Origin of the sequence: Phytopseudomonas daroniae, assembly GCF_004327275.1 — a bacterium.
Lineage (GTDB): Bacteria > Pseudomonadota > Gammaproteobacteria > Pseudomonadales > Pseudomonadaceae > Aquipseudomonas > Aquipseudomonas daroniae.
Genome location: NZ_QJUJ01000003.1, coordinates 101985 through 117677, shown reverse-complemented (window position 1 = coordinate 117677; position 15693 = coordinate 101985). Strand labels below are relative to the sequence as shown.

The window sequence follows — 15693 nt, the reverse complement described above, 5'->3', positions numbered from 1 at the left end:
TCATCGATGGCGACCTACAGAGCGACCCGGCCACCGTCGCCCAGGTGCTGGCCCATGAGGTCGGCCATGCCACCTACCCCTACGAGGCGGATCTGTCCTCCAGGGCGGCCTATGTCGGTGGCGCGCTGGAAGACGAAGGCGCGGCGGTACTGAACAACATCAAGGTACAGCGGGAGATACTCGCCAATGGTGGCCCGGATATCGGCATCAACGGCAGTGCTGCCAACCACGCGGCTTACAACGCTGCCTACGACCAGTTCATCGCCAACGACAACGCGGACGCGGCACGCCAGAGCATCGGCCGGGTATGGGGCAGTGAAACGTCCTCGGTCAAGGTCGATGGCCAGTTCGTCGATTACAACGACTACTACGGCGGCTGGTATGACGATAACGTCGGCTCCGAGTGAGCGGCCCTTTTTCAGGTTGTGTGCCTGCGTACTCCTGGCGAGCACCGCAGCCTGTTCCACAGTCAACGAGAGCGAACAGATGAAGCAAGCCCCTTTCAGCCTCTGGCAAGCCATCGAGCGACTGGCGCAGCAAGCGCCCTTGAGCCCGGACAAGGTTGAGCAAACCCTGGGCAGCCCCCTGCTGCTCGACAAGCAGGACGCCCACCGCACCCGCTGGGTTGGCGGCGAAGTGGCGCTGCAGGACAACGTACGCATCGCCCAGACCGGCTTCACCCTGCTCAGCCAGGAGCAGGCCAACCCCAGAAGTAGCGTCGGCCTGTTCCTGAGCGGAGCCTGCATCGGCCGCGACGAGATCGAAGCCCGGTATGGTTCCCTGCGCCTGGTCACGGCGCCCCGAGGACGCTCGCTGAACGAATCCAGCGTCTGGGAAAGTGCCCAACCCTGGGGCCAGTTGCGCTTCGCCTTCAAGCAGAACAACCCCGAATGCCTGCACAGCGTGTCGATATCCCCGGTGCAGCGGCCCACGCCCGGCACGCCGCCTCAGCAGTAAATCCAAGCGAACGACGGACATACGGTGCAGATCGATAACCGCAGCGGCTTCCCCCATGCCTGGTTCGAGAAGACCGGTCCAGGCGGCATCGTTTACGACGTGCTGGTGCTGCGCGGCACCTTCGCGCTGACCGGCGACTATCGTCCACTGCCGCGGGCCGACGTCCAGGCGCCCATCGTTTACGCCGATGAGTACGATGGCCATCCCGAAGCCAATCCCCTGCAAAGCGTGCTACGCCGCGAAGGCGACCTGAGCCTGTTCAAACCGGCCAGCGACGTCTACGTCACGGGTACCGCGCACAGCGAGGGCGGCGTGGCCAGGCCCGGCTGGCTCGCCGGCATCCGGGTCGGCACGCAGCGCAAGCTGTTGCAACTGCATGGCCCGCGCCGCTTCGAACGCCATGGACAGGACTGGCAACTGAGCAACGCCGAGCCCACCAGCCAGGTGCCACTCGATTACCGTTACGCCTTCGGCGGCTGCTACAGCGTGATGGCGAACCCACAGGGCCAGGTGGAACGGGTATACAACCCCGACAATCCTGCCGGATGCGGCTGGCTGCCCGGGGAGGCTGATCTGCAAGCCGTGTCGCCCGAGGCTCGGCAGCAGATCCGCCAATGGTTGGAGGGTGTACGCGAGCTGCCGGCCCCGCAGATCGAAGACCCCCAGGCGCCGCTCACCAGCCCCCATGACGATCTGCCGGCACAAGGCTTCGCCCCCCTCGCCCGCTGGAGCCAGCCACGCCTCCAGCATGCCGGCACCTACGACGAACACTGGCAGAGCGAGCGCTATCCGTTGCTACCGGAGGATTTCGACGAGCGCTTCTACCAGGCCGCGCCGCCCGACCTCATCCAGCCAGGCTACCTGGCCGGCGACGAGTTCATCTCCCTGCTCGGCATGCTGCCCGAGGGCTTGCTGCATTTCCGCCTGCCCGGGGTACTGGCGCTGGCTTCGCTGACCCCGTTTCGCGGCCGTACCCGGCAGGGGCCGCTGGTGCTCGATACCGTGGCCATCGACCTGGATACGCGCCAGGTCTCACTGCTCTGGCGCGGCACCTTCGAACGCCGTAATCCGCTACGCCGGCTGGCGATCGGTACGCTGGATGTGCCCTTCCGCGAGGTGGCGCCCCATGGATGATGTCATCGTTCTGGACACCATCGTCGTCACCCCAGGAAGCAATGCCGACATATTCCGCAGCGATTACGGCATCGACAGCCTCGCCCAGGCTCAGCAAGCCATCGACAACGCGGATCGATTGTTCGCGGCGGACGGGCATCTTTGGGACAACGACCGGGATTTCTTCGACGAGACCGCGCGCGAAGTCAAACAGCGCTTCGAGGACGGAACCTACAAGGAAGGCGAACTGGCCGAATCGGAGCCGATGGAAGATGGGCGGGATCTGTGGGGTAACGCCCGCCACGTCGCCAACGACAGCCATGAGTGGAAAGCCATCTGTTCGGTGCCGGACTTCTGCAAGGTCGGTAATGCCGTGGTGCCCTTCGACAGCTTCGCCACCCTCGGCAACCAGACCCAGTCCTCGCCGGACGTGAAGGCCCAGGATGTGCCGGTGTATCGAGTCGGCGACCTGCACAAGGGCGTGCAGGGCGATGCCGGTTCCCACGTGGTCGCCGGTACTTCGCTCGGCGGCGGCTACGTCAGGTTCCTCAGCGGCCAGAACAACGTCAAGGTCAATGGCATTCCCCTGGTACGCCAGGACAGTACCTGCCTGGTCAACTGCAACGGCGCCGGCATCGGTGGCGCCCCCGGCAAGGTCGTCACCACCCAGCGCAGCGCAGACACCCAGGCCGAAGAACCGGCCCAGGAAGCCAACCCGGAGCTGCAGGCCCTGCTCGACGCCGAAGCCGACGAACGCTCGCTGTGGCAAAAGACCAAGGACTTCGGCTCCGGCGCCTGGAGCAGCGCCCAGCGCATCGCCGACGCCAGTGCCGACGATCCGCTGGATACCGGCATCGGCGTCCTCAAGGGCATCGGCAACCTGCCTACGGATCTGTGGAACCTCGGCGTACTGGCCAGCAAGTACAGCTCGGCGGCAGGCCTGCCCAGCATCGCCATGCGCGCCGACGCCATGGAAAAGGCTGCCCTTGCCGCCCACCAGGCCGGCGACCTGGCCAAAGCCAACGAACTGGCCAGCCAGGCAAGCCAGATGATGGCCTCTGGCTACGCCGACGACCTGTTCGAACTGACCAGCGATGCACAGACCGGCGGCTCGGTGCTGTCGATGCTCATCCCCGTTGGCGCCGCAGCGAAGGGCGCCGGCACACTGGGCAAGGCGGCGCGCGGTACGCGTGCCCTGGATGCAGCGGCAGATACCGCACGAGCCGCTGATGTCGCGGGTGATGCGGCAAAGGCAGGTCGCAGCGCAGAGGTCACGCAGGATGCTACAAAAGCCAATGATATAGCGACTGAAGGCGTGCACATCAAACGCCCTAGAACGGTCAGCAAGAATGGCTACACCTACCATCTCGATGACCAAGGTAGAGTGACCAAAGTTGAAGGTGACCTGAAGCTCAACAAGTCTCAGGGGCGCAATGCCAAGGCACAACGAGAGGCTGGAGGCGCGGATCGTCTGTCTGACGATCAGGGAGGCCACTATATCGGTCGCCGCTTCGATGGCCCTATGGATGACTTCAATCACTTTGCGCAAAATGGCAATTTCAACAACAGCGCCTACAAGAAACTTGAAAACGCCTGGGATCGCGCCTTACAAAATCAGGACACGGTAAAAGTTGAAATCGTTCCCAAGTTTAAGGGAGACTCGCTGCGCCCAGATACAATCACCGTCAGGCACTGGATCAACGGCGAGCCACAACCGATCAAGCGATTCAGAAATCAATACGGAGGATAACTATCATGACACCTGAAATAGAGGCCCTTTATCCCGAAATAGGGCAGGAGCTTTTGAATGCTTTACCATCCGACTTCCGCCAGGCCTGGGCGACAGCCGAGCTTCTGGATGACGTATCGGGTACAGAAGTCTTCTATCAAACCCAACAGAATGAATACTTCCATATTTACGACGGACTGGATGATCTCGATGACCTGATTTTTAATCTACGCGAACAATTCAAATCACTCAAACAAGATGTATGGAGCACGATAACAGTCTGGCTCAATGAAGAAGGACGGTTCTCAATAGATTTCGGCTACGAAGACGTTTCAGATCTGGGTACCGCTGGCGCGCGACGTAAAGATTGGATAAAGAAAAATATCGGGGAGCATGCAAAGATAAACTACGAATAATCGACAAGCTTGCTTGCATCACGGTTGAAGGTCATCCGGTGATGTACATGTACCGCGAAAAGCGCGGAACGAGCAGGACAGTGGATGGCGCTTTTTTTCTGGACTGGAGGATGACGCCTATATGAGTACGCCATCGTTCCATGCCGTTTACGACGTCAATACGGTTGCCAATTATGATCCCACAATCGTGACCTTCCTAGAGGCGCCTGTTGGATCGGAGTTCGAGAAGGACGCCCCGGACTCTCAATTCAAACCTGTCATGTGATGGGCACGATATTCTCTATAAGCCAAATCCTGGCGTCGATGGGAACGCTATCCGATATGGAACAACTGCAGCAAACCATCGCCCAAGGCGTGCACGATGAATTGCCGGACACCGGCTGGATACACGCTGCCTATTCGTTTCAGGCCATTACCCGCTTTTTTTCGGAGACCGGTCACTATTTGCGCAGCGACGGAAAAACAGTGTCGTTCGTCGTCGAGGATGAAGTCAGCGACGCGTTCCGCGAACTACGCCCCAAGATGGCGGCCATCCATGAGAACGGCCATGCTTGGTATACCGCTACCTTGACCCTCTCCCCGGACGGTAACTTCAGATTCGATTTCATCTACGACGAATTGCCAGCGTTCGAGATAATCCCATCCCCGGACAAGTGGGCCGACGAATTTCGCACCTACCCGCGCCCGGAACTGCAAGACCGTATTCCGGCTCAGCCGAAGGACTAGGATTACCCGGGAGATGACGGCGGTTATATGAAAACAAGGCGAAGCCCATGAGCCTGGACGATCATATCGCCGGTGCCACCGTCAGGCATGCCAACCCCTTCGCCGGGCTCGAGGTGCCTTGTCGCCGCGAGCCGCTGGAGGATTCGTTGCGTGAGGGCTGGGTGGTGCCGCTGTACTTCGGCCTGCATACGGCAAAGGCACGCGAGCATCTGGCCCGGCAACTCGGTGAGGCGGACGAACAACTGGCCCGGCGCCTGCTGGAGCATTTCGACTGGTGCCCGCGCAGCATTGGCGCCCATCTCGCCGCCATGGGCGCGGGCCAATGTCGTCGCCCTGCCGCTGCAGGCATTCATCGATAGCCATCTGAACGATACCGCGCCACAAATGAATGTCTTTCAGGTACCCGGCCAGGCGGCTCCACTGGCCGACGCCGCACGCCTGCGCGCAGACCTGCTGGAGGAGCTGGAACAGTACCAATGAGGCAATAGATCAGGGCGTCTGCACGCCCTCTGTCTCTATCTGCCAGCCGCCGCCGAGGGCGCGCGCCAGATCGACACTGGCCTGCAGCCGCAACAAGCGCAACTGCGCGGCCTCGTCCTGGGCGCTGTACAGGCTGCGCTGGGTGTCGAGCAGGGTAAGCAGGGTCTCGGCACCGGCACGGTAGCGGGACTCGGCCAGGCGGAAGGCCAGTTCGGCCTGGGTCAGCACCTCGTTCTGCGCCTGCAGTTGCGCCTGGGTTCCGCTCAGGCCGTTGAGCGCCACTTCCACCTCGGCGAAGGCGCCGACCAGGGTGGCCCGGTAATCGGCGAGCAATTCCTCGCGCTCGGCCATGGCCAGGTCACGGCCCGCCGCCAGGCTGCCGCCGTCGAAGATCGGCGCGGTCAGCGCCGCCGCCAGCGAGTACAACGGATTGCTGAATACCCGTGACGCCTTGTCGGCCTCGCCGCCGACACCGGCGGTCAGGCTCAGGCGGGGCAGCAGAGCCGCGCGCGCCGCCTGCACGTTGGCATCGGCAGCGGCCAGGCTGGCCTCCGCCCGGGCCAGATCCGGGCGCTGCAGCAGCAGCTCGCTGGGGATGCCGGCACTCAATTCGGGCATGGGCAGGTCGGCGAGGCGCGGCGTTTCGCCCGGCAACTCGTCCACTCGCTGGCCGAGCAGCACAGCCAGTGTCGCCAGGCTGTCTTCACGCTGCTGACTGATGGATGCCAGAAAACGTCTCTGCAGGGCGACCACACCGCGTTGCTGCGCCAGTTCCAACGAGGTCGAAGCACCCGCGCCCTGGCGGGCGGCGACGGTGGTCAGCACGCGCTCGGCGTTTTCCAGATTGAGTCGGGCAATGCGCTGGCGCTCGTCCAGACCGACGCTCTGCAACCAGGCGGAAGCGACGCTGGCGGTCAGGGTCACCCGCAGGGCGTCGCGGTCGAAGCGGCTGGCCTGCACGGCGAACAGGACGCTGTCCCGGCTCGCGCGCAGGCGCCCCCATAGATCCACTTCATAGCTGGCGGCGACCCCGGCGCTGTAGCTGTTGCCGTCGGTATCGGGATTGCCGCCGAGACGCGCCTCGTGGCTGGCCCCCAGGTTGCCATCGAGCGTCGGCAACAGGGCCGCGCCTGCCAGACGTGCGCTCGCTTCGGCCTGCCGCAGGCGCGCCAGCGCCGCCGCCAGATCCTGGTTACTGGACAATGCCTGCTGCTGCAGCCGATCCAGCTCCGGGCTGGCGAAAGCGCGCCACCAGTCGGCCGTGGGACGCTCACCGGATATCGCTGACGCATTGCGCCACCGTTCGGGCGGCGCGGGCAGCTCTGCCGGGGCTTGCAAGGTGTTCGTGCAGCCAGTCACGAGCAGCGCACCGAGCAGCCAGGGAAGCAGATAGCGGTTCATGTGAATGCCTGTCATTGCGCCAGCGCCACCACGGGGTCGAGCTGTGCGGCGGTTCTGGCCGGCAGGTAGCCGAACACCAGGCCGGTGCCCACCGAGCAGGCGAATGCCAGCAACATGGCCGACAGCGAGAACACCAGCGGCACGCTCCAGGCGATCAGCAGCGCACCGAACAGCAACCCGGTGACGACGCCAACGCTGCCACCGACCAGCGTCACCAGCACCGATTCGGTGAGAAACTGGCGCAGGATGTCGCGCTGCCGTGCGCCGGTCGCCATGCGGATGCCGATCTCGCGGGTGCGCTCGCGTACCGTCATCAGCATCACGTTCATCACGCCGATACCGCCGACCAATAGCGACACGGCAGCGATCAGGCCAAGCATCAGGGTCATGCTCTGCCGCGTCTTGGCCTCGGCCTGCAGCTTGGCGGCGGAGTTGTAGACGCGAAAATCCTGCCGACCGTGGCGCTGTAGCATCAGCTCTTCGAGCGATGCCTGGGCCTGGGCGACCAGGTCGCTGCTCTTCACTTCGATGGCCCCATAGCTCTCGTCACGCAGCTTGGGGAACACCCGTACCACGCCCGTGCTGTGCGGCACCAGAACCTGCTCGTCCGGGTAGTTGCCGCCCGCTTCGCTACCCTTCTCGCTCATCACCCCGATCACCTCGAAGGGCGAGCTGTTGATCAGGATGATCTTGCCCAGCGGATCGCTGCCATCCGGGAACACGCTGGTGTACACCTCATGACCGAGTACCGCCACCGGGGCGATTTCACGGTTCTCCGCGGCGCTGAAGAAACGCCCACGCGCCACCGGCCAACGGTGAATGTGCGGCAGGTGTTCACCAACGCCGAGCACTTCGGTCTGCAGCGCCTGCTGGCCGTGGCGGATCAACGCCGGATCGCGCAGCACCGGCATCACCCGCGCCACTTCGCGCAGCTTGCCGATGGCCTCGAAGTCGCCCTCGGTAAGCACGCCGATGGGCCCGCCGGTGCGCGGCACGTCGCTGGATACGTACATCATGTTGGCACCCATCACGCCCATTTCGGCGACCACCTTCTGGCGGGCACCTTCACCGACGGCGAGCATGACGATCACCGAGGCCACGCCGATGACGATGCCCAACAGGGTCAGCGCGGTACGGAAACGGTGAATCGACAACACCCGCCAGGCACCACGCAGCATCTCGCCCAGCTCGCTGAAGAAGGAAGCGCCGCTGTCGCGCCCGGCTTGTCGCATGTCCGGCGCTGGTAGCGCATTGCCCGGTACGGTGGCACCACTGTCGCTGAGGATCTCGCCATCGCGGATCTCGATCACCCGCCGCGCCTGGGCGGCGACGTCGCGGTCGTGGGTGATGAGGATGATGGTGTGACCGGCGTCGGCCAGCTCGTGCAGCAGCGCCATCACTTCCTTGCCGCTACGGCTGTCCAGCGCGCCGGTGGGTTCGTCGGCGAGGATGATGCGCCCGCCGTTCATCAACGCGCGAGCAATCGATACGCGCTGTTGCTGGCCGCCGGACAACTGACCCGGTCGGTGCTCCAGACGCTCGTCCAGCCCCAGCCGACGCAATAGCGCAGACGCACGCTCGCGGCGCTGCTTGGCCGGCATGCCGGCGTAGATGGCCGGTACCTCGACGTTCTCCCGCGCGGACTCGGTGGCGATCAGGTGATAGCCCTGGAACACGAAACCGAACGCCTCGCGACGCAGCCAGGCCAGCTGATCGACATCGAAGGCCGCCACATCCTCGCCGGCGAAGCGGTAGCTGCCGGCACTGGGACGATCCAGACAGCCGAGCATGTTCATCAGCGTCGACTTGCCGGAGCCGGAAGTGCCGACGATGGCGACGAACTCTCCGGCCTGGATCGACAGGCTGATGCCACGTAGTACATCCACGGCCGGCGCGCCGTTTTCGCCGCCATAGGTGCGCCGGATACCCTGCAGTTCGATCAGCGGAGCTACCACTGGAACCTCGACATGCCCGATTCGGCCGGGGCGTCGCCGGTCACCAGGCGCTCGCCTTCCTGCAGGCCATCGAGGATTTCCGCCACCTGGCGATCCCGGGCGCCGACCTTCACCGCACGTGTCTCGGGCTGCTCGCCTTTGGCCAGAATGCGCACCTGGTAATGACCCGGTTTGCCCTGCAAAGCGTCCAGCGGCGCGGTGAGTACATCCTTCGCCGAGGCGGTGACGAACACCACCTGGGCGGTCATCTGCGGCATCAGTTCGCCGTCGCTGTTATCCACCTCGAACAGCACGGTGTACTGCACCACCTTTTCCGGTTCGGCGGCGCCGCTGCTCGCCTCACCCTGCCCGGTGGGGGTGACCGGTGGCGCGGGCAGCACCTGGCGCACCGTGCTGTGCCAGCGTCGCTCATCGCCGCCGAGGGTGGTGAAGTACAGCGGCAGGCCTGCCTTGACACGGCGGATATCGGCCTCGGAAACACGCGTCCAGCCGGTCATGCTGCGCAAGTCGGCGATGCGCATCACCGTGGGCGTCTGGTAGGTGGCGTTGAGGGTCTGCCCCTCCTTCACATCGACGCCCAACACGGAGCCGGCGATGGGCGCGTAGATGCGCGTGTAGCTCAGTTGCGCCTCGTTGCGCTTGAGCAGCGCCTGGCTTTCGGCGATCTGCGCACGCAGGTTATCGAGCCGCGCCCTGGCCGATTTGTAGCCAGCGGCTGCAGTCTGCACATCTTCCTCGCGGGTGGCATCGAGCCTGGCCAGGTGGATTTGCCGCTCGTGCTGCTGACGCGCCAGCAGCAGTTGTGCCTGCTGCTCTTCCAGCTGTGCACGTAACCCCAGCAGCGCGGCACGGTCGGCCTCGACCGTGGCTTCGTGCAGGCTGGCGTCGATCTCGGCGAGCAGTTGGCCCTTTTCCACCTGATCACCCGGCTCCACATGCAAACGCATGATCTGCCCGGACACCTGGGCGCCGACATCCACCGAGTAGCGTGGCTGCAGGGTGCCGATGGCGACCACCGTGGCTTCGACATCGCCGCGGCCCACCACAACGGTCTCGTAGGCCGGCGTCGGGTCGCCGTTCAACCAGCCGAAGGCGATGACCGGCACGAGCGCGACCGCGGCGAACAGCCAGCGCCGGCGAATGAGAAAAGGGGAAAACGTCATGACTGGCCCGACCTCTGCCTGAGCATCCAATAACCATCCCTGGCCATACCTACCGACCGTGCTGCTCACACTCAGGCAAGCGACGGCAGCAGACAGCCGAGGACGAGGTGCAACGTGAAAGGTGCGATGCGCCTACACAGGCGCCGTGCAACTCATGGAGAACGGGAAAACTTCCGGCTCTTACCACCCAAGACGAATGAGCCCCGCAAAACCCGGCGTCTGCCGCAAGAGCAAATGAAACAAAATGTTTCAATGCGCACGGGCAACGTTAGCGCTGATAAGCCACGCCGCCGTCAATGCGATCACTCGCTGTCATGGCTTGGCGAAGACAGATGCCACGGAAGGCTTATCGAATCAGAGCAGACAGGGATCTGTTCGCGCCAGTCGGTTCCGGTAACGCGGACTGTAGGCCGATCACAGCAGCGAGCCTCTCGACGGTTTATCCTGCAATCATCCAGAGAGGTGCCCTAGAAAGGATTCGCCATGCACAGCAACCCCTACGCCATTCCCCAGGCGAACCCCGGCCCTGCCCCTGCGACACAGCCAGCATCACGGCTACCCCTGCAAATGATGGCCGTGGCTTTGCTGTGCAGCCTGGCTGGCCTGCTGCTCAAGTTCGCAACCATGTGGTTTTCCATGGAGCCCGATCACCTGCAGGGCTATCTGGACAACATTCTGCATATCGTCCCCTTCTGGTTCTATGCGCTGCTGGTAGATGCTTGCAGTGCGCTACTGCTCACCCGTTACTTCATGCAACGTCACGACCTGGCACGGTTCGCTCATCCCGGGCGACTGATCGCGCTCTACGTCGGTCTCTATTTCATTGCCTTGGTGTTGGTCGGCATGCTCTACAGCATGCTGTGGAGCCGGTTGATGCCGTGGCTGTACGAAGGAAGCCATGGCATCTCCCCGACGCTACTGATGCAGCCATTGGACTTTGTGTATTTCCTCCTGGCGACGCTGCTGCCGCTCTGGCTGAGCCTGCACCTGATGCGCCGCACGGCACGGGTCGACGCCGGTGCCAGCCTGATCGGCCGAGGTGAAGTCGCGCTGGCCTTCGGCCTGTGCTTCGCAGTGATTTATACGAAGCTGCTGGCATTGCTACCGATGGCGGTCATCAACCCCTATGGCATGGAGTGGCTGCATGCTGCCAGCAGTGCCGCCGGCCTGGTGTATGGACTGATAGCGCTGGTCGCGGCTCACGGCGCTCTGCCGCCACAGCTACCACGGCTCGCTATCGGTCGCCTGCTGGCGAGCGTGCTGGCTTGCATGGCCATGTGGCTGGTCGCCGCCGTGGCACTCTGCATAGTACTGGCGCTGATTCTGTATATCGGCTCGGAGCGAACGGCCCTGGCGGTCATGCTGCTGTTCGGCCTCCTGCTGCTGGCACTGCTCTGGCCGCTGACGCGTCTGAGCCTGCGCTGGATCTATCGCCCGACACGGGTCTGAGTTGCCGGAAACGCTTGCGCTGCGGGACAATTCGCGCCGATTCAGGCCAGCGGACATTCCCCATGCAGCAGAGCACCCTTCTCTTCGACCTCGACGGCACCCTGACCGATCCGCGTGAAGGCATCACCCGTTCGGTGCAATACGCCCTGACGCAGCTGGATATCCATGAGCCCGATCTGCAGGCCCTGGAGCATTTCATCGGCCCGCCGCTGCTGCAGTGTTTCATGCAGACCTACAGCCTCAGCGAGGCGCGCGCCTGGGATGCGGTGAATCACTACCGGGTGCGTTTTCGCGAAGTCGGGCTGTACGAGAATCAGGTGTTCGAGGGCATCGTCGAGCTATTGCAACTGCTGCGCGAGCAGAGGCGCACGCTGTATATCGCCACCAGCAAGCCCACTGTGTTCGCCACCGAGATCGCCCGCCACTTCGATTTCGGCCACTACTTCAAGGCGATTTACGGCAGCGAACTGGATGGCACGCGCACCAACAAGGTGGAGCTGATCGCACATCTGTTGCAGCAGGAAGGTCTGAGCCCGGCCGACACGTTGATGATCGGCGACCGCAAGCACGACCTGATCGGCGCTCACAGCAACGGCCTGAGCGCTGTAGCGGTGGGTTACGGCTTTGGCAGCCTGGGAGAACTGAGCGGCGAACGGCCGGCCCATCACTTTCAGACGCTGGCGCAGTTGCACCAGGCGTTCGCCGGCTAAGCGGTAGCGACTTCGGCCGCTACATCATCCTCGAACCGGTCAGGTCATTGCGCTGATAGATCACCTTGCGGCTGCCGTTGTCGCAGGTGCCGATCACCATGCTGTCGTCCTCGACCTCTTCGTTCGGCACGATTTCCAGTGTATAGCTGGACACGCCAGCGGCCTGGATCTTCACCTCGATCTCCTGCTTGAGCTCTTCGCACGACTTGGGTGCGGCCCAGGCATTGCTGCCCATCAGGCCAAGCACCAGCATCACTGCCGTCCATCCTTTCATCACGACCCATCCTCTGTGTTGTGCCTACTTCGTTCCTCTCGGACAACATCCAGCGCCTGCAGTTGTGTCAGTCGCTCGTCGGCGGGCAAGGCGCCCAACTCGGCGACCCGACGATAGAACGCCGGCCAGTGGCCTTCGACCTCGCGGAACAGGCTGGCGAACGCCGGCACCCAGCGATCATACAGCCCAAAGGGCAGCAGCTTGGCATTGTTCAGTGGCCCGTTGATCCAGCCGTCGTAATAACCGACGCCTTTCCATTGCGTGGCGCGCAGTTGCCGGTATTCGTCACGCAGGCGGTCGAACTCGGCCTGTTTGCCGGCACGCATCGCTTCGGCGTCCAGGTCGCTGGCATACAGGGTTTCCAGGCGTGCACGGCTGGCCAGCACCAGCTCGGTGAACTGCTCGCGAGGCAGAACGCCCAGCGCCTTCGGGGCCGGCAAGCCTCGCGCGGCACGCCATTGGCGCAAGCCTTCCTGTTCGACGAAGGTGGCGTAGGACTCGTTGAAGGCCGTGTCGCCAGCCAGGTAGTACTGCTGGTGCGCCAGCTCGTGGAAGATCACCGCGACCAGGCGCTCGTCGCTCCAGCGCAGCATGGTATTGAGGATCGGATCATCGAACCAGCCCAGGGTCGAGTAGGCTTCGACGCCACCCAGGTAAGTGTCCAATCCCTGCACATCGAGCAGCGCCGCCGCACCGCGGGCTCGGCTCTGATCATAGAAACCGCGATAGGCCACACAACCCGCGATCGGAAAGCAATGCAGTCGCGGCTGCAGGGAAAACTCCGGCGTGGCGAACAGGTTCCATACCACGAATGGCCGCTGCAGATCGGCGTAAAGCCGATAGCTGCGATTGTCCGGCAGCCCCAGGTGCTCACTGGCGAAGCTGCGCGCCTGCTGGGACAGCGCCAGGCGCTGGCGCAGTTGCGGATCCGTCGATCGATCCTCGATCAGCGTCTGCACCGGTTGCCGCGCATGCAGCAACTGCAGCTGTCCACGGGCCAACTGCCCGTAGTAATCGACCGTGCTGCAAGCCGTCAGCAGCAGCGCGAACAGGGGAACCGTCGCGCGGCGTGACAGGTCGACAAGATAGGAGGTGCAATGCTCGGGCATGGCCATCGTCATGTGGGGGTAAACGCCTCATCCTACCGCGAAGTCGCGGATGCTTTTGCGCGATACTGCAGCTCCTGCAGTACGCGCTCCACGGGAGACACCACGATGCGCCAGCCCCTCTTGCTCGCCAGCCTGTTATTGCTCGGTGCCTGCGCCTCACCTCTGCCGGCCGCCGACCCGAACATGGCGTGGGTGGATCTCAAGGGTGAAGGCATCGACCTGCTGATGGCCGAGCGTCTGGATCGCCAGCGTGTCAATGATGGACGCTACTTTCAGGTCACCCCGGGGGCTCATGAGCTGGAGATGCGTTTCCGCTTCGAAGTCAGTGGCGGGGGCGGCACATCGATGATGTCCGAGCCGCAGCAGCTGACCTGTGATATCCGCATTCGCTACGACGACTTCCAGGCCGGTCAACGCTATCGCGTCGAGGCGCGCTCGGTGGTGATGCGCGGCCAGGCGATTCTCTACGACGCCGAGCGCAACGTGCTGGCGCGCGGCAAGAATCTGCGCTGCGGGAGTTTCTGAGCGGTTTTGCGAGAAGCGGCTTCAGCCGCGACGGGCGTCGCGACTGAAGTGCAGAGGTGCTGAAAAGGCGGTCAGGCTTCCAGCACCACCTCCAGGGTGATTTCCGCGTTCAAGACCTTGGATACCGGGCAACCGGTCTTGGCGGTTTCTACCGCCTTCTCGAATGCGCCACGGTCAGCGCCCGGCACCCTGGCCTTCAGCGACAGGTGCACGGCGGTGATGGCAAAGCCACCATCCTGCTTGTCGAGGGTAACTTCGGCCTTGGTGTCGATACTTTCGGCAGTCATGCCGGCTTCGCCCAGTTCCTTGGATAACGCCATGGAGAAACAACCGGCATGTGCAGCGCCGATCAGCTCTTCAGGGTTGGTGCCGGACTTGTCTTCGAATCGGGTATTGAAGCCGTAGGGCTGCTCGGAGAGAGCGCCGCTCTGGGTGGATAGGGTGCCCTTGCCGTCTTTGATGCCGCCCTGCCAATGGGCCGATGCTGTCTTCTTCATCTCTATGCTCCTGTTGATGAGGGGTACAGAGTTCAGAGAGACAGCAGCCTGGCAAGTTCGAGTTTTTTGGACTCCGCAGTCACGCCGCACCTGCTTCGGATCAAGCGCGCCAGCAGTACACCTGCCAGGCGCTCGCTTGCGGGCGGTGCGGAGCGGCTACAACGTTCCCGATCAACGCAGCCCGGCGAGGATATCGAAGGCATGCTGGCGATCGGCGAAGTCGTAGTGATCACAGGTGAAGATCAGTTCGTCGGCCTGGGTCTGCTCCAGCAGCACGTCCAGCCGCGCACGGATCTTCTGAGGGCCGCCGATCACCGCCATGCCGAGGAAACTGCCGACGGCATCTCGCTCGTGGGGCAGCCACAGGCCTTCCATCGACTCCACCGGCGGGCGCTGCACCAGGCTCTGGCCGCGAATCAGCGAGAGAATGCGCTGGTAGGCCGAGGTCGCCAGATACTGGGCCTGCTCGTCCGTATCTGCAGCCATCAGCGGCACGCCGAGCATTACGTAAGGCTTGTCGAGCACCTCGGACGGCTTGAAAGTGTTGCGATAGATGCGGATGGCCTCGTGCACGTAGCGCGGCGCGAAGTGCGAGGCAAAGGCGTAGGGCAAACCCAGTTCGCCTGCCAGTTGGGCACTGAACAGGCTGGAACCGAGCAGCCAGATCGGTACGTTGGTGCCGGTGCCTGGCACGGCGATGACCCGTTGATCCGGCGTGCGCGGGCCGAGATAGCGCTGCAGTTCGGCGACGTCCTGAGGGAAATCGTCGGCGCTGCCGGAACGCTCGCGACGCAGAGCCTGGGCAGTGAACTGATCGGCGCCGGGTGCGCGGCCCAGGCCCAGTTCGATCCGCCCCGGATACAGGGTCGCCAGCGTGCCGAACTGCTCGGCGATCACCAGCGGCGCGTGGTTGGGCAGCATCACCCCACCGGAACCCAGACGAATGCGCGAGGTGCCGGCCGCCAGATAACCGAGCAGCACCGCGGTCGCGGAGCTGGCGATACCGTCCATGTTGTGGTGTTCAGCGACCCAGAAGCGGTTGAAGTCCAGAGACTCGACATGCCTGGCCAGGGCCAGGGAATTATGCAGCGCCTGCTGCGGGCTGCCGGTGTCGCGGATCGGCGCCAGATCGAGAACGGAAAAGGGAAGTTTCGCGAGTGCAGTCATGAGAAAAAACCTTAGCTGTGGA

General features: G+C 63.6%; 16 protein-coding genes and 1 pseudogene. 10 read left to right on the top strand and 7 right to left on the bottom strand.

Features of this window, described 5'->3' with window-relative positions; genetic code table 11:
- Window positions 1-486 precede the first annotated feature (486 nt).
- The 7 genes and pseudogenes from DNK10_RS08590 to DNK10_RS08560 all read left to right on the top strand — a co-directional run bounded on the left by DNK10_RS08590 (window position 487) and on the right by DNK10_RS08560 (window position 5300).
- The gene (locus DNK10_RS08590) at window positions 487-957 is read left to right on the top strand and encodes a hypothetical protein (RefSeq protein ID WP_131177310.1); all 471 of its coding nucleotides are present in this window, start codon (window positions 487-489) and stop codon (window positions 955-957) included.
- 24 nt (window positions 958-981) lie between these two features.
- Complete coding sequence (locus tag DNK10_RS08585) at window positions 982-2091, top strand: DUF2169 family type VI secretion system accessory protein (protein WP_165495967.1); 1110 nt, start codon at window positions 982-984, stop codon at window positions 2089-2091.
- Window positions 2084-3820: a DNA/RNA non-specific endonuclease gene (locus DNK10_RS08580; RefSeq protein ID WP_165495966.1), complete on the top strand. Its 1737-nt coding sequence runs from the start codon at window positions 2084-2086 to the stop codon at window positions 3818-3820. The genes DNK10_RS08585 and DNK10_RS08580 overlap by 8 nt, the downstream gene beginning before the upstream one ends.
- Before the next feature lie 5 nt (window positions 3821-3825).
- The gene (locus DNK10_RS08575) at window positions 3826-4215 is read left to right on the top strand and encodes an immunity protein YezG family protein (protein WP_131181683.1); all 390 of its coding nucleotides are present in this window, start codon (window positions 3826-3828) and stop codon (window positions 4213-4215) included.
- Window positions 4216-4285: 70 nt separating this feature from the next.
- Window positions 4286-4480: pseudogene (locus DNK10_RS26400) on the top strand (immunity protein Imm33 domain-containing protein); the annotation flags it as partial.
- Between the two features lie 56 nt (window positions 4481-4536).
- Window positions 4537-4941, top strand: coding sequence for an antitoxin YezG family protein (locus DNK10_RS08565; protein ID WP_131191253.1), 405 nt, complete (start codon window positions 4537-4539; stop codon window positions 4939-4941).
- Window positions 4942-4988: 47 nt separating this feature from the next.
- Window positions 4989-5300, top strand: coding sequence for a hypothetical protein (locus tag DNK10_RS08560; protein ID WP_131191252.1), 312 nt, complete (start codon window positions 4989-4991; stop codon window positions 5298-5300).
- Between the two features lie 130 nt (window positions 5301-5430).
- Here the strand turns inward: DNK10_RS08560 and DNK10_RS08555 are convergent, their stop codons facing one another.
- Genes DNK10_RS08555 through DNK10_RS08545 form a run of 3 tightly spaced genes read right to left on the bottom strand, consistent with a single transcriptional unit; the run spans window position 5431 to window position 9940 of the window.
- The gene (locus tag DNK10_RS08555) at window positions 5431-6822 is read right to left on the bottom strand and encodes an efflux transporter outer membrane subunit (RefSeq protein WP_131191251.1); all 1392 of its coding nucleotides are present in this window, start codon (window positions 6820-6822) and stop codon (window positions 5431-5433) included.
- 11 nt (window positions 6823-6833) lie between these two features.
- Window positions 6834-8777, bottom strand: a complete 1944-nt coding sequence (locus DNK10_RS08550; protein WP_131191250.1) for a MacB family efflux pump subunit — start codon at window positions 8775-8777, stop codon at window positions 6834-6836.
- On the bottom strand, window positions 8771-9940 hold the full coding sequence (locus DNK10_RS08545) for an efflux RND transporter periplasmic adaptor subunit (RefSeq protein WP_131191249.1): 1170 nt from the start codon (window positions 9938-9940) through the stop codon (window positions 8771-8773). Before DNK10_RS08545 ends, DNK10_RS08550 begins: the two co-directional genes overlap by 7 nt.
- Window positions 9941-10423: 483 nt before the next feature.
- Here DNK10_RS08545 and DNK10_RS08540 point away from each other — a divergent pair, with 483 nt between their 5' ends.
- Window positions 10424-11389, top strand: a complete 966-nt coding sequence (locus tag DNK10_RS08540) for a hypothetical protein (protein WP_131191248.1) — start codon at window positions 10424-10426, stop codon at window positions 11387-11389.
- Between the two features lie 62 nt (window positions 11390-11451).
- Window positions 11452-12099: an HAD family hydrolase gene (locus tag DNK10_RS08535; protein ID WP_131191247.1), complete on the top strand. Its 648-nt coding sequence runs from the start codon at window positions 11452-11454 to the stop codon at window positions 12097-12099.
- A 19-nt stretch (window positions 12100-12118) separates the two neighbouring features.
- Here DNK10_RS08535 and DNK10_RS08530 read toward each other — a convergent pair whose 3' ends face one another.
- Window positions 12119-12373, bottom strand: a complete 255-nt coding sequence (locus DNK10_RS08530) for a DUF1161 domain-containing protein (protein WP_131181675.1) — start codon at window positions 12371-12373, stop codon at window positions 12119-12121.
- On the bottom strand, window positions 12373-13482 hold the full coding sequence (locus DNK10_RS08525) for an aminopeptidase (RefSeq protein WP_165495978.1): 1110 nt from the start codon (window positions 13480-13482) through the stop codon (window positions 12373-12375). The genes DNK10_RS08530 and DNK10_RS08525 overlap by 1 nt, the downstream gene beginning before the upstream one ends.
- 105 nt (window positions 13483-13587) lie before the next feature.
- Between DNK10_RS08525 and DNK10_RS08520 the strand changes: the two genes are divergently transcribed.
- Window positions 13588-14007, top strand: coding sequence for a PA0061/PA0062 family lipoprotein (locus tag DNK10_RS08520; protein ID WP_131181673.1), 420 nt, complete (start codon window positions 13588-13590; stop codon window positions 14005-14007).
- A gap of 71 nt (window positions 14008-14078) precedes the next feature.
- On the opposite strand, the gene DNK10_RS08515 is transcribed toward DNK10_RS08520, so the two are convergent.
- Window positions 14079-14504, bottom strand: a complete 426-nt coding sequence (locus DNK10_RS08515; protein ID WP_131181672.1) for an OsmC family protein — start codon at window positions 14502-14504, stop codon at window positions 14079-14081.
- A 171-nt stretch (window positions 14505-14675) separates the two neighbouring features.
- Window positions 14676-15671 (bottom strand): LLM class flavin-dependent oxidoreductase, encoded by a 996-nt coding sequence (locus DNK10_RS08510; protein WP_131181671.1) that lies wholly within the window; start codon window positions 15669-15671, stop codon window positions 14676-14678.
- Between the last annotated feature and the right edge of the window lie 22 nt (window positions 15672-15693).

Excerpts from the sequence above, each read along its gene's own strand:
- DNK10_RS08530 (WP_131181675.1), bottom strand. The coding sequence starts at position 12,373 with ATGAAAGGATGGACGGCAGTGATGCTGGTGCTTGGCCTGATGGGCAGC.
- DNK10_RS08555 (WP_131191251.1), bottom strand. The coding sequence starts at position 6,822 with ATGAACCGCTATCTGCTTCCCTGGCTGCTCGGTGCGCTGCTCGTGACT.
- DNK10_RS08510 (WP_131181671.1), bottom strand. The coding sequence starts at position 15,671 with ATGACTGCACTCGCGAAACTTCCCTTTTCCGTTCTCGATCTGGCGCCG.
- DNK10_RS08565 (WP_131191253.1), top strand. The coding sequence starts at position 4,537 with ATGGAACAACTGCAGCAAACCATCGCCCAAGGCGTGCACGATGAATTG.
- DNK10_RS08540 (WP_131191248.1), top strand. The coding sequence starts at position 10,424 with ATGCACAGCAACCCCTACGCCATTCCCCAGGCGAACCCCGGCCCTGCC.
- DNK10_RS08520 (WP_131181673.1), top strand. The coding sequence starts at position 13,588 with ATGCGCCAGCCCCTCTTGCTCGCCAGCCTGTTATTGCTCGGTGCCTGC.
- DNK10_RS08525 (WP_165495978.1), bottom strand. The coding sequence starts at position 13,482 with ATGCCCGAGCATTGCACCTCCTATCTTGTCGACCTGTCACGCCGCGCG.
- DNK10_RS08575 (WP_131181683.1), top strand. The coding sequence starts at position 3,826 with ATGACACCTGAAATAGAGGCCCTTTATCCCGAAATAGGGCAGGAGCTT.
- DNK10_RS08580 (WP_165495966.1), top strand. The coding sequence starts at position 2,084 with ATGGATGATGTCATCGTTCTGGACACCATCGTCGTCACCCCAGGAAGC.
- DNK10_RS08515 (WP_131181672.1), bottom strand. The coding sequence starts at position 14,504 with ATGAAGAAGACAGCATCGGCCCATTGGCAGGGCGGCATCAAAGACGGC.
- DNK10_RS08560 (WP_131191252.1), top strand. The coding sequence starts at position 4,989 with ATGAGCCTGGACGATCATATCGCCGGTGCCACCGTCAGGCATGCCAAC.
- DNK10_RS08590 (WP_131177310.1), top strand. The coding sequence starts at position 487 with ATGAAGCAAGCCCCTTTCAGCCTCTGGCAAGCCATCGAGCGACTGGCG.
- DNK10_RS08545 (WP_131191249.1), bottom strand. The coding sequence starts at position 9,940 with ATGACGTTTTCCCCTTTTCTCATTCGCCGGCGCTGGCTGTTCGCCGCG.
- DNK10_RS08535 (WP_131191247.1), top strand. The coding sequence starts at position 11,452 with ATGCAGCAGAGCACCCTTCTCTTCGACCTCGACGGCACCCTGACCGAT.